Source organism: Lactococcus petauri (genome assembly GCF_002154895.1).
Lineage (GTDB): Bacteria > Bacillota > Bacilli > Lactobacillales > Streptococcaceae > Lactococcus > Lactococcus petauri.
Genome location: NZ_MUIZ01000010.1, coordinates 17,052 through 29,367 on the forward strand (window position 1 = coordinate 17,052; position 12,316 = coordinate 29,367).

Consider the following 12,316-nt stretch of genomic DNA (forward strand, 5'->3'; position numbering starts at 1 on the left):
AGAGAAAGACTATGAGAATCGGAATTTTTACAGACAGCTACTTCCCACAAATTAGTGGTGTGGCTACAAGTATTCAAAGCTTAACTATTGAGTTAGAAAAACTCGGACATCAGGTTTTTATCTTTACTACAACAGATCCACACGCTGATGTCGATCATGAACCTGAAAATATCATACGTTTCCAAAGTGTGCCATTTGTATCACTTGCTGAACGTAAGATTGTAATCAAGGGAGTTTTTGCTGCTTATCAGATTGCACAAACTTACCAGCTTGATATTATCCACACACAAACAGAGTTTGGTATGGGACTCTTAGGAAAAATGGTCGCACAACAGCTTCAAATTCCTGTCATCCATACTTTACATACAAAATATGAGGATTACGTCCATTATATTGCTAAGGGCCATTTGATACGCCCTAGTATGGTGAAGTATATCATCAAAAACTTCCTTCGAGGTAGTGAGGCTATAATTTGCCCCAGCCAAATGGTCTTAGATACTGTCAATGGCTACGGTATCGACTTACCTAAACGAATTATTCCTACAGGGATTGATTTGTCTCGTTTCAAACGAGATGAAATTACTCACGAGGAGATTCAAGATCTACGTCATAGCTTAGGACTTAAAGATGATGAAACAATGCTTCTTAGCCTCTCACGAATTGCGGCGGAGAAAAACATTCAAGCAGTTGTGGCAGCCATGCCACAGTTGGTTGAACAAATTGCTGTAAAATTGGTCATTGTCGGAGATGGTCCGTATATGAAGAATCTCCAAGATCAAGTGGCTGAGCTAGGGATGGAAGAATACGTTGTCTTTACAGGGGCTGTAGAAAATACCAAAACGGCTTACTACTATAAAGCCGCAGACTTCTTCATTTCAGCCTCAACTTCTGAAACGCAAGGTTTAACTTATCTTGAAGCACTAGCTGCCGGCACACGTGTTTTAGCAACCGTAAACCCATATCTCACAGAGCTTATTGATGATAAGGAGTTTGGCCGACTCTTTGCTTCTGATGAAGAAATCGTTGATACGGTCGTCGCAGCGGTACAAGAAAGTCAAACACTTGATCAAGAAAAATTTGCTAAAAAATTGTACGAAATTTCTGCAGAAAACTTCGCACAACAAGTCTATAACTTCTATCAAGACACCATTGTTGAATATCAAGCACGTAAAAATTCTGAGCATTTTTTAGAAGAATTTGATGTGGTTACTCAAAGATGGTCAAGACAAATGAAACGTTCTATTCGTAGAGAAAAAATTAGGGCGCAATATTTAACAAAAAAAGCAACTAAACTCGCTAAAAATCTACAGAATTATGTTAAAATAGATAAAGAAAATATGAAATAAGGCTTGTGGGACAATTAAAAGGTCCCTTAAAATAAGCATTGGAGGAAATAATGAAATCACATTTGATGGCAATCATGGATCGTTTGAATCGTTTGATTGAAACGGCTGATCCAAAAGAAACTTACAACTTTGAGCGCGAAGGTGAAGTTATTGCAACTGTAAGCTTCGTGCCAGAAGAAACTGCCTTTTCTATCAAATATCCAAAACAAAAAGATGTTGCTATCTTTGATGATATCGACCTTGTAGCGATTGAACTTTACGATATGATTTATTAAACAAAAAAACCATCTTTGATGGCTTTTTTTATTTTTCCGGTACTGTAACTTTACCATCAATAATATTTTGTTTTGCTACTTCAACTTCTTTCCAAGTTTTATCTGACAAGTTGTCTTTGGCAAGGCTAACCCCTCCATTTTTTAGGTTGTAGTTAAGAACTTGTCCGCCAGGAAATTTACCATCCTTGGTTTTGTTCGCAATATCTTTTACAGCAACACCAACTTCTTTAACAGATGAAGCCAAGACAAAGTTCGAATCTTTTCCGTCTTTAGATTTATAATTTCCAAGATACTCTTGATCTTGGTCTACTCCAATAACCCACACTTTATCTGCTTCATTTTTTGTAGCATTAAGAGCTTTAGCTTCAGAAAAGACACCGGCACCAGAACCACCTGCTGCTTGATAAATAACATCATTACCTGAACCATACATTGCTGCAGCTATTGTTTTGCCTTTGGCTGCATCAGTAAAAGTACCCGCGTACTGTACTTCAATTTTTATATCAGGGTTAATTGATTTTACCCCAGCGGTGAAACCTTTTTCAAATGCAGTGATAATATCCGATTGCATCCCGCCTACAAAACCAACTTTATCTGTTTTGGTGGTTTTTGCTGCAGCTACACCTGCAAGATAAGCTGCTTCTTGATCTGCGAAAGTTGCTGAGGCAACATTGTCTTGATCTTTTATCACTGAATCAATAATTGTAAATTTTGTATCAGGATTATTTTTTGCTGCCTGCGATGTTGCTTCTTGGAGGTCGAATCCAACACCGAATACTAAACCATAACCTGCCGAAACAGCGGAGTTAAAGTTGGTTGTATATTCAGAAACAGCACTTGCGTTAAAGTAGTTGATACCTTTTGATTGTGACAAACCGTTTTCCTTGCCCCACTCTTGTAGGCCTTCCCAAGCGGATTGATTAAATGAACGGTCATCTACCCCACCTGTACTTGGAACAAGTGCTACCTTTAAGTCTGTTGCAGCACCCGCTGATTCACTATTACGTCCACGACAGCCAGCTAGAATAGTTACGGAGGCAAGTGCAAGTGCACCAAGTGTTAAAATTCGTTTATTCATTAAATAAAATTCTCCCAAAATTTAATAGATACCTACTATAACATAAGAATAGATTTTTTGAAAATATTTTCTCGTAAAAATCGTCTTTTTGTAAAATTTTACATTTTTTCTTATAAAAAAATACCAGATAATCTCTGGCATAATCAATCTTAAAACGTTTATGCTTTACCATAATAGATTTTGCGAATTTCTTCTGTATAAGCGCCATCCTCTCCGTGTACAATCAAAGGTGGAAGAAAAACTTCTCCCCCAGCTTTCCCGTCTTTAATCGCATCAATCAGTAGTATATTTGCTGCTTGATTGGCTTTCGGATAAACAAACTGAATGCGTTTGGGAATCAGATTATGAGCCCTCATTTTATCTATAATCTCAAAAAAACGATCGGGACGATGGACCAGAGCCAAATGACCATTTGTTTTTAAAAGACGCTTGCTGGTTTCAAAAATTTCATCAAGATTTGTCGCTAACTCATGGCGTGCAAGTGTGTAATGGTGATTATTATTAATATGGCTCGCTTCATCCAGCTTAAAATATGGTGGGTTACAAAAAATTAAATCAACTGTTGAGGTATTGATATAGTCTAAAGACTTGTTCAAGTTATCATTGATAACAGTCATTTGTTCTTGTAAGCCATTTAGTTTAATGGAGCGCTGTGCCATTTCTGCTAGACGTTCTTGCAGTTCAATTTCTGTAATATGTGCATTAGTCATTGAGCTGGCAAAAAGGCCCACTGCTCCATTTCCCGCACACATATCCACAATTTTTCCTTTTTTTGGAAGGCGTGGAAATCTTGCAAGGAGAATAGCATCAATCGAAAAGGAAAAAACCTCTCGACTTTGAATAATCTGGACATTCGATGCCGCGATTTGATCTATACGTTCACCAGCTTTTAATTCGATTTTAGTCATTCTTCTATTATACAATTTTCATTTCTAAAATTCTTGATGAAAAGCAGATAGACAAAAAAAGCGAGACAATGCTCGCTCTAGCTTTTACAATTGAAAGACCATCGCTGTGCGTGCAGCTAATGAAAGTTTAAGTTTTCCCGTTTCTTTTTGATAAGAAAAGCTTGATCGAGGACCAAATCCTCCATATTTTCGATCATCTGTATCGAGAAGAAATGTCGGAGGATTAGGCACATCGAGCTGGAGTCGTTGTTCCATGGTCGGATGGAAATTAAGAACGAACAGCAAATTTCCTTTACGATAAGCTAAAAGCTTATTCTCATTTTTTATCCAGTATTGTTGCAAGCTATCACTTTGTTTCAAAAAGTGATAGTTTTTTTCTAAAGCAATCATGTCATGATCGAACTTGAGCAGGTATTGGTAACGCAAATGCTCCTTTGCTGCGAGAGACCATTGACGACGAGCATGTTGAAAACTATCATGATTGCCTTCTCTTGGAAAATCCAACCACTCTGGATGACCAAATTCATTTCCCATAAAGTTGAGGTAGCCTTCTCCGGCTAAACTAAAGGTAATCACGCGTACTATTTTATGCAAGGCAACGGCGCGATCAACCACCATTGATTCACTGTGGATATCCATCGCATCATAGATTGCTTCATTGGCCAGCCACATCATGAGCGTCTTATCTCCAACCAAAGCCTGATCATGACTTTCCACATAGCCAATGTTCTTTTCTCCGGGACGTCGTGTGGTTAATTCCCACCAAAGTTGCATTAAATCAAGGTCCTCATCAGATTTTTCTTTAAATTGCTTAATCCAATAATCCGGCACCCCCATCGAAAGGCGATAGTCAAAACCAATCCCTCCCTCAGAGATAGGAAGTGCCATTCCTGGCATGGCTGACATATCTTCTGCAATCAGTGTTGCCTGTGGATTCACTTGATGGACAAGTTCAGTAGCCAGCATAAGATAAACAACTGCTTCAATGTCTGTCTCTGTTGAAAAATACTTCTTATAACTATCAAAGCTTGTCCCTAGTCCATGATGATGATACAACATACTCGTGACCCCATCAAAGCGGAAACCATCAAAATGATAAGTCTCTAACCAAAACTTGAGGTTAGATAAAAGAAAGTGAATAACTTCATCTTTACCATAGTTAAACAACTTTGTGTTCCAAGCTGCATGTTCGCCACGCGCGCCTTGATGAAAGTACTGATCACTACTTCCATCAAAAAGATTCAGACCGTCTCCAACATTTTTTACAGCATGTGAATGGACCACATCCAATAAAACACGAAGTCCCATCCCATGTGCTGTATCAATCAAAGCCATCAAATCTTCAGGTTTTCCGAAACGGCTTGATATTGCAAAAAAGTTAGAAACTTGATAACCAAAGCTTGCATATAAAGGATGCTCCATAATAGCCATAAGCTGAATCGTATTATAGCCCGCTGCCTTAATACGAGGTAAAACATCCCGTGTAAACTCTTGATAAGTATTTATTTTATGCTCTTCACTAGAAATTCCAATATGAGCTTCATAAATAAGTGGTGCTTCCTCTTCTAAGAGAGGCGAAGAATGCTGAAATTGATATTGTGGGGCAACAATCACACCGTCCAGTTCGAAATGTTCATTTTGAACAGCATAGAGCGCATAAGAAGGCACTCTATAAACTTCAACTCCGTTGATAACAAGTTTAACCTTTACCTTGGAACCAAGTGGTAAATCTCCTGGTACAGCTATTTCCCATACACCACCATAAGCTGCCTTTAGTTCATGTTTGTCTGTCCAATCGTTAAAGTCCCCTACTAAAAAAGCTTTTTCAGCATAAGGCGCCCATTCACGGAAAGTCCAATACTCTTTTTCTTGTTGAAAGCCAAAATATTTATGACCATTGGCAAAATCTGTAAGTTTCCCCTCCATTCCTAGCAATCTCTTCTTCGTTCTTGAAAATTCAAATAAGCGGTAGGATAAGTCCTCCTTATATGGTTCTAGGTATGGATCATACTGCAAAATATTTAACATTCTGAGAAACCTCCTCTTAATCATGGTGACAATCTTTCCCTTATTTTACCATTTTTAGATGTTGGATTATATTTTTATGAGGGATTTAAACAAAAACAGAGAAAACGTAAATTTTCTCTGTTTTTTATTTTTAAAAGTTCTTAGCATTTGGCTTATTATAGCCGTATTTTTCACAAAAATCTTCTCTGAATTCTAGAAGATTATCATCCATGATAGCTTGACGAACATTTGTCATCAAGTTAATCAAGAAATGTAAATTATGGTAGCTTAAAAGGCGCAGACCAAAAGTTTCGTCAGCCTTGAATAAATGACGCAAGTAAGCACGGGTGTAGTTTGAGCAGCAATAGCAATCACATTCTGGATCAAGAGGTGTGAAGTCAAGCTCATATTTGGCATTTTTAATATTCACACGGCCGAAACTTGTCATTGCGGTACCATTACGAGCAATACGTGTGGGGAGCACACAGTCAAACATGTCTACACCACGAATGACGCCGTCAATCAAACTATCAGGTGCACCAACACCCATCAAATAACGTGGTTTATCTTCTGGTAAAAGCGGTGTTGTAAAGTCAAGTACGGCATTCATCTCAGCGTGAGACTCACCTACAGCAAGTCCGCCAATAGAATAACCAGGGAAATCCATGCTGACGAGATCACGCGCAGATTGGCGGCGTAAATCTTCAAAGCCCGCACCTTGCACGATACCAAAAAGTCCTTGATCATGTGGGCGTTGATGCGCTTTTAGGCCACGCTCTGCCCAGCGGGATGTACGTTCCACAGAAGCTTTGACGTAATCATAAGGTTGATAGAAAGGTGGACATTCATCAAAGCTCATCATGATATCAGAACCTAAATTATTTTGGATAGAAATCGCTTTTTCTGGATTGAGGAAAAGTTCGCGACCGTCGAGATGGCTTTTAAACTTAACACCCTCTTCACTGATATTTTTCTTGTTTTGTACTAAAGAATAGACTTGAAAGCCACCACTATCTGTTAAAATAGGCTGATCCCAGTTCATAAATTTGTGCAAGCCGCCTGCTTGAGCAACAAGCTCATCGCCTGGTCGAAGCCACAAATGATAGGTGTTGGCAAGAATAATCCCAGAACCCATCTCTTTAAGTTCTTCTGGGGATTGTGTCTTAACCGTGGCTTGTGTTCCTACAGGCATGAACATCGGTGTTGGAAAAGTCCCATGTGGCGTTATAATTTCACCGAGACGCGCGCCTGTATGTTTTTCTTTTTTAATCAGTCTGTATTTTATTGCATGTTCAGTCATGTAAACTCCTTTAAACTTCTACAAGTATACCAAATTTCTTTGATTTTGCCCAGCCAGTCTATAACCTCCTTTCTCTAAAAGTTTTTGGTTGTGAAGCCCCGTCTTTTATGGTATTCTAAGAAATGGAGGATACTATGAAGTTTAAAGATTTAAAAGAAAGAGCTAAGGATGCTCTGAGAGAAAACTTTGGTGCCAAATTACGTTTGTTCTTAATTCCAATTTTCTGGGGAATTATCTCAACAAACATGACTTACCAATCAAATTATAATTCCAATATGGATACAGTCAATAATTTTGATGCCAATACTATTACAACAGGACTATTACTTTCTATACTCATAGGAATACTTATCGGCGGGCTGATTGGCCTCATGATTTCGGTCATTATAGATGTTATCACTGTGGGTGCGCGTTTCAACTACATTAAAATATACCGTGGCGAAAGAGAAAATCCACGCTTTAAAAATGTCTTTACTCCTTTTAAAGACGGCAGTTGGACAAAAATATTTGTTCTTCACTTAGTGACTGCACTCCTCATTGGTCTTTTAACAGTGACGATTATTGGTATCCCTTTTGCTATCTATCTTGGCCTAGGTTGGTCACAAAAAGATTACATTCTTTTTGACCAATTAGAATCTGGGACTTATACTGGTATTTGGGGCGTGCTCAATGCCTCTGCTCAAGTAATGCGTGGCTCACGTGGGGATTATTTCCTCTTCTTGTTGAGCTTCATCTTATGGTATATCCTCTCAGGTATTACTTTAGGTCTTGCTAAATTCTGGACAACCCCATATATCGAAATGTCTACTATCGCTTATTATCAAAACTTAATCGATACGAAGAGAAACATGAATCAAACTGCATATTAAAAAGAAGCTCTTACTGAGCTTCTTTTTTTACTTTTTTCCCATGGGTGAAATAATAGATAACAATGATTAAAACGATAAATATTGCTGATGCATAATACAAATTACGATAACCTAAAAATGGAACGAGAAGCCCCATGATGAAAGGACCAAAACCTACACCCATATCTAAAAAGCCAAAAAATGTCGATGTGGCTACACCTAAACGATCAACGCCTGAGCTACGTATTGCAATAGCTTGACCAAAAGGTGAAAATGAACCATAACCCAGTCCAATAAAAATAGCTGCCACCAGTAGAATGATTGAAGACTGTGCCCAACCGATCAGTACCAAGCCAATTGCAAAAAAGATAAAGACAGGGTACATCACATAATTATCACCCTTGATATCAAAGATACGACCAGTTACAGGGCGTGAAACCAATATTGCTAAGGCATAAATAAGGAAGAACAGGGATCCAGCTGTTGCAAGCCCAATTTCTGAGGAATAAGTATTCATAAATGCCAAAATACTTGAATAAGCAATACCTATCAGCATCCCTATTACAGAAATAGAAACAGCTTTCTTTTCAAAATAATTTGACCAAGAAAATTTCTTCTTAATACTTTCTGAACTAGCTACAGTTGTATGAGGCGCTTTAATAAAGAAGATACCAATAAGTGCAAGTAGCAAGAGCACATTTGAAAGATGAATTAAGAGTGTAAAACCATATTTACCATAAAGAAACATGGAGAGGAAAGGACCGATAGCTGAAGACATCGTTACCGATAAAGCATAATAACCGATACCTTCCCCTCGCCGAGAAGAAGGAACCGTTGCTCCTGCTAAAGTCCCTGAAGCTGTTGTTGCTATACCAAAACCAATACCATGTAGGAAACGAAGAACGAGCAAGCTCTCAACACTTGGTACAAGATAGTATACCAAACCAAAGAGCAAATAAATGCTTGTTCCCATAAAGAGCATTTTCTTAACACCCCATTTTGCAATGTTGTTCCCCGCCCAAAGACGTGCAAATAAGCTACCTACAATGAAAAGACCTGTCAAAATTCCGGCTGTACCCGCAGAAGCATTATACTTTGCCATCGCATGTGTACCAATAACAATCGTTGGAATATAAAATACTAAATAATATATAAAATTGAGTAGCATATTAATAATAAAACTTGGCGTCCATAACTTTTCTTTTTTCATTTTTCTCCTTCACTTGTATCCGCTATCAATCAAATAAAAAGCAGGAAAACTCCCGTTTCCGAGAGCTTATCCTAGCATTTTTTGATTATAGCTTAATTTTAGTTACATATTATTATATCATTTTTCTGCCTATTTTAATTTCCTGAAGCTTCACATTTGCCTCACCTGTTCGTCTACATAAGTTTTACGAACAGCAATGAAGAGCTTTAGAATTCATTCGAAAGACTGATTGTCCCTAGATTTTAGAATGTTATAATAAAGATATAAATTAATCGAGAGGGTTAACGACTATGCTATTCTTATTATTCTTTATTCTATGCACTTATCTATTTCTCAAGGGCTTTGTTAAATTCATCTTGCCATTGCTTCTTTTTATCTTCCTTGCAAAACTTTTTCTGGGCGGGCTCTTTCTCTTCTTCAATACTCATTTCCTTTTCACACTAGCGATTATTGCCTTCTTCATCTGGTTAATTCGTACGGTAAGCAGTCAAAACTACTAAAAAATACTCTCTATTGTTAGAGAGTGTTTTTTTCTATTTTTAAAAATTTATTTTGCTTCATACCAGCTGTCGCCCGTATTTTCATCTGCAAGTAAGGGAACATTTAACTCTACTGCAGATTCCATAGTTTGTTTCACCAAGTTTTGAACCGCCGTAAGTTCTTCCTTAGGTACTTCAAGAATAATCTCATCGTGAACTTGTAGCAATAATTTGGCTTTAAACTTGCCTTCTGACAATGCTGCATCAAGATTAATCATGGCAATTTTCAAGATATCTCCGGCTGACCCTTGAATCGGGGCATTAATTGCTTGACGTTCTGCACCTTGTCGCACCATAAAGTTGCGATTATTGATTTCTGGCAGTTTACGCCGGCGATTAAACATCGTGCTTACATAGCCTTTATCCTTGGCTTCACGTTTTGTTTCCGCTATATAATTGGCAACTCCAGGATAACGCTCAAAGTAAGCTTGGATCATCTCTGCTGCTTCCTTATTGGAAATACTCAAGCGTTTAGCGAGTCCGTATTCTGTTTCTCCATAGGAGATACCAAAATTGACAGCTTTCGCATTGCGACGATCGTTAGGCGTAACATTTTCAGGCTTGTCTATGTTGAAAACACGCATTGCTGTACTGCTATGAATGTCAGCACCATGATTAAAAGCATCAATAAGATGTTCATCTTTAGACATATGTGCCAAAACCCGAAGTTCAATTTGCGAATAGTCGGAACTCAAAAGAATATTATCTTCAGCTGCGACAAAAGCTTTACGAATCAAGCGTCCAGCTTCTAGGCGTACTGGAATATTCTGCAGATTTGGATCAATCGAGGAGAGACGACCTGTTTGCGTTAAATCTTGAACATATCGTGTATGGATACGACCATCTTCAGCTATTTGCGGAATCAACCCTTGCACGTAAGTGGATTGAATTTTTGATATTTGACGATATTCGAGTATTTTGGCTACTAGTTCATAGTCTTGAGCCAAGTTTTCTAAAATATCTGCTGCTGTTGAATAGCCTGTCTTTGTTTTTTTCCCATGCGGCAACTGTAATTTTTCAAAAAGAATGACTCCAAGTTGCTTAGGCGAATTAATATTAAATTCTTCACCTGCAAGTTCATAAATTTTTTCAGTTAAATCAGCAATCATCTTCTGATTTGCCGCACCAATTTCTTCTAAGGTGCTCACTTCAGCAGCTATTCCTGCTATTTCCATTTTAGCTAACACGTTGGCCAAGGGAAGTTCCATTTCTGTCAAAAGATGATATTGTTCATTTTCCTCGAGATTTTGAATCATTACCGCTTTCGTTGTAGCCAAGACATGAATTTTACCTGCCAAATGTTTGAAAAGAATTTCATCTTCAGGAATACGACGTTTTGCTCCTTTGCCGTAAACTTCTTCATCAGTAGATATATACTTGTTAGCAAATAATCGACCAATAGTTTCAACCTTATTATCTTCTGTTGTAGAAATAAGATATTTAGCTAACATACTGTCATACTTGGCTATCGGTAGTTCAATACCTAAGCGATGAAGCAAAACTTTATTTTTCTTAAAATCATATGTATTTTCAGGAAAAGGGAAATTCTTTAGGAGTTCTGTATTCTTTGATACAAAAACTTTTTCTTCATTTCCCCAAGCAAAACCAATAATTTCTTCTTTGTGGTAATTCTCATTTAAAATTTCAATATAAAAGAAATCATCTTTGTCCACTAAAATATCTGTTGCATCTTCCACAACTTCAAAACTAAGCGTAACTTCATCTGCTTCTGCCGTTTCAAGTTTGGCTTTGAATTGCGCAAATCCCATCTCATCATAAAACTTGATCAATTCTGCTGCATCCACAGGCTTAATCAAAGTATCAGCAAGATCAATTTCAATCGGAGATTTTGTATCAATCGTTGCAAGAGTACGAGATAAAAAGGCCATTTCACGGTCAGCAATAAGATTTTCCTTCATCTTACTTTTCTTAAGTGAATCAATATTCTCATAGAGATTATCAATAGATCCCCACTCTTGAAGCAACTTCATAGCCGTCTTTTCGCCGACTTTTGTTACACCTGGATAATTATCCGAGCTATCACCCATCAAACCTTTAAGATCAATAAACTGTTGTGGCGTTAAGCCCGTTTTTTCCAATAAATAAGCCGGTGTAAAGCTTTCAAACTCAGCCACACCTTTTTTCGAAATTTCGACTGTCGTATTTGAGTCCACTAACTGAATCAAATCCTTATCCCCAGTTACGATTGTAACATCATAATCGCCAGCTTCAGGGAGTTCAGCCATTTTATCTAAAGTACCAATAATGTCATCTGCTTCATAGTTTTTAAGCTCATAATGATTATAGCCTAACTTTTCAATCAGCTCCTTAATAAAAGGCAATTGTTCGCGGAATTCATCTGGTGTACGTGCTCGCCCATCTTTGTAAGCAGAAAACATTTCCGTTCTAAAGGTTGTTTTTCCTGCATCAAATGCAATCAGAACATGATTAGGTTCTAATCTTTCGACCAAATTATTAAGCATAAGATGAAAGCCATATATCGCATTGGTATGTAAGCCACTCGGAGCCACAAAACGATCTACTTGATTATAGAGGGCGAAAAAAGCCCTGAATGCTAATGAAGAACCATCAATAAGCAGTAATTTATTTTTCTTGTTTTCCATAACTCCTATTATACCTTAAATTTATAAAAAAAAAGAAGCCTTAGCTTCTTTACTTCACTTGGCATTTACCCTATCTCGCAGGGGGCAACCCCCAACTACTTCCGGCGTAATAGGACTTAACTTCTGTGTTCGACATGGGAACAGGTGTATCTCCTATGCAATGAATACCAAATCATGGTCT

9 protein-coding genes and 1 rRNA gene are annotated in these 12,316 nt (G+C 37.8%); 3 read left to right on the top strand and 7 right to left on the bottom strand.

Features of this window, described 5'->3' with window-relative positions; translation table 11 throughout:
* Nucleotides 1–11: 11 nt before the first annotated feature.
* Nucleotides 12–1,346 carry a glycosyltransferase family 4 protein gene (locus BZZ03_RS10765; protein WP_019291569.1) on the top strand — a complete coding sequence of 445 codons (1,335 nt, stop codon included), beginning with the start codon at nucleotides 12–14 and terminating at the stop codon, nucleotides 1,344–1,346.
* 50 nt (nucleotides 1,347–1,396) lie between these two features.
* Complete coding sequence (locus BZZ03_RS10770; protein ID WP_003133519.1) at nucleotides 1,397–1,621, top strand: DUF1797 family protein; 225 nt, start codon at nucleotides 1,397–1,399, stop codon at nucleotides 1,619–1,621.
* 28 nt (nucleotides 1,622–1,649) lie between these two features.
* Here BZZ03_RS10770 and BZZ03_RS10775 read toward each other — a convergent pair whose 3' ends face one another.
* From BZZ03_RS10775 to tgt, 4 genes are all read right to left on the bottom strand, one after another.
* The gene (locus tag BZZ03_RS10775) at nucleotides 1,650–2,699 is read right to left on the bottom strand and encodes a BMP family lipoprotein (RefSeq protein ID WP_019335274.1); all 1,050 of its coding nucleotides are present in this window, start codon (nucleotides 2,697–2,699) and stop codon (nucleotides 1,650–1,652) included.
* A 158-nt stretch (nucleotides 2,700–2,857) separates the two neighbouring features.
* A complete protein-coding gene (locus BZZ03_RS10785; RefSeq protein WP_019291572.1) occupies nucleotides 2,858–3,607 on the bottom strand; it encodes a tRNA1(Val) (adenine(37)-N6)-methyltransferase in 750 nt (249 codons plus the stop codon).
* An 84-nt stretch (nucleotides 3,608–3,691) separates the two neighbouring features.
* Nucleotides 3,692–5,659, bottom strand: coding sequence for an alpha-amylase family glycosyl hydrolase (locus tag BZZ03_RS10790; protein ID WP_086583296.1), 1,968 nt, complete (start codon nucleotides 5,657–5,659; stop codon nucleotides 3,692–3,694).
* A 106-nt stretch (nucleotides 5,660–5,765) separates the two neighbouring features.
* A complete protein-coding gene (gene tgt, locus BZZ03_RS10795; RefSeq protein WP_003133524.1) occupies nucleotides 5,766–6,914 on the bottom strand; it encodes a tRNA guanosine(34) transglycosylase Tgt in 1,149 nt (382 codons plus the stop codon).
* Between the two features lie 134 nt (nucleotides 6,915–7,048).
* Between tgt and BZZ03_RS10800 the strand changes: the two genes are divergently transcribed.
* Nucleotides 7,049–7,783, top strand: coding sequence for a DUF975 family protein (locus BZZ03_RS10800; RefSeq protein WP_019292988.1), 735 nt, complete (start codon nucleotides 7,049–7,051; stop codon nucleotides 7,781–7,783).
* A gap of 10 nt (nucleotides 7,784–7,793) precedes the next feature.
* On the opposite strand, the gene BZZ03_RS10805 is transcribed toward BZZ03_RS10800, so the two are convergent.
* From BZZ03_RS10805 to rrf, 3 genes are all read right to left on the bottom strand, one after another.
* The gene (locus BZZ03_RS10805; protein WP_019291575.1) at nucleotides 7,794–8,972 is read right to left on the bottom strand and encodes an MFS transporter; all 1,179 of its coding nucleotides are present in this window, start codon (nucleotides 8,970–8,972) and stop codon (nucleotides 7,794–7,796) included.
* A 547-nt stretch (nucleotides 8,973–9,519) separates the two neighbouring features.
* Nucleotides 9,520–12,135 carry a DNA polymerase I gene (polA, locus tag BZZ03_RS10815; protein WP_086583297.1) on the bottom strand — a complete coding sequence of 872 codons (2,616 nt, stop codon included), beginning with the start codon at nucleotides 12,133–12,135 and terminating at the stop codon, nucleotides 9,520–9,522.
* Nucleotides 12,136–12,191: 56 nt separating this feature from the next.
* Nucleotides 12,192–12,307 (bottom strand): 5S ribosomal RNA (gene rrf / locus BZZ03_RS10820).
* Between the last annotated feature and the right edge of the window lie 9 nt (nucleotides 12,308–12,316).

Bases quoted from the DNA above. Each gene is read 5' to 3' on its own strand.
- BZZ03_RS10805 (WP_019291575.1), bottom strand. From the start codon at position 8,972: ATGAAAAAAGAAAAGTTATGGACGCCAAGTTTTATTATTAATATGCTA.
- BZZ03_RS10790 (WP_086583296.1), bottom strand. From the start codon at position 5,659: ATGATTAAGAGGAGGTTTCTCAGAATGTTAAATATTTTGCAGTATGAT.
- BZZ03_RS10775 (WP_019335274.1), bottom strand. From the start codon at position 2,699: ATGAATAAACGAATTTTAACACTTGGTGCACTTGCACTTGCCTCCGTA.
- BZZ03_RS10765 (WP_019291569.1), top strand. From the start codon at position 12: ATGAGAATCGGAATTTTTACAGACAGCTACTTCCCACAAATTAGTGGT.
- polA (WP_086583297.1), bottom strand. From the start codon at position 12,135: ATGGAAAACAAGAAAAATAAATTACTGCTTATTGATGGTTCTTCATTA.
- BZZ03_RS10800 (WP_019292988.1), top strand. From the start codon at position 7,049: ATGAAGTTTAAAGATTTAAAAGAAAGAGCTAAGGATGCTCTGAGAGAA.
- tgt (WP_003133524.1), bottom strand. From the start codon at position 6,914: ATGACTGAACATGCAATAAAATACAGACTGATTAAAAAAGAAAAACAT.
- BZZ03_RS10770 (WP_003133519.1), top strand. From the start codon at position 1,397: ATGAAATCACATTTGATGGCAATCATGGATCGTTTGAATCGTTTGATT.
- BZZ03_RS10785 (WP_019291572.1), bottom strand. From the start codon at position 3,607: ATGACTAAAATCGAATTAAAAGCTGGTGAACGTATAGATCAAATCGCG.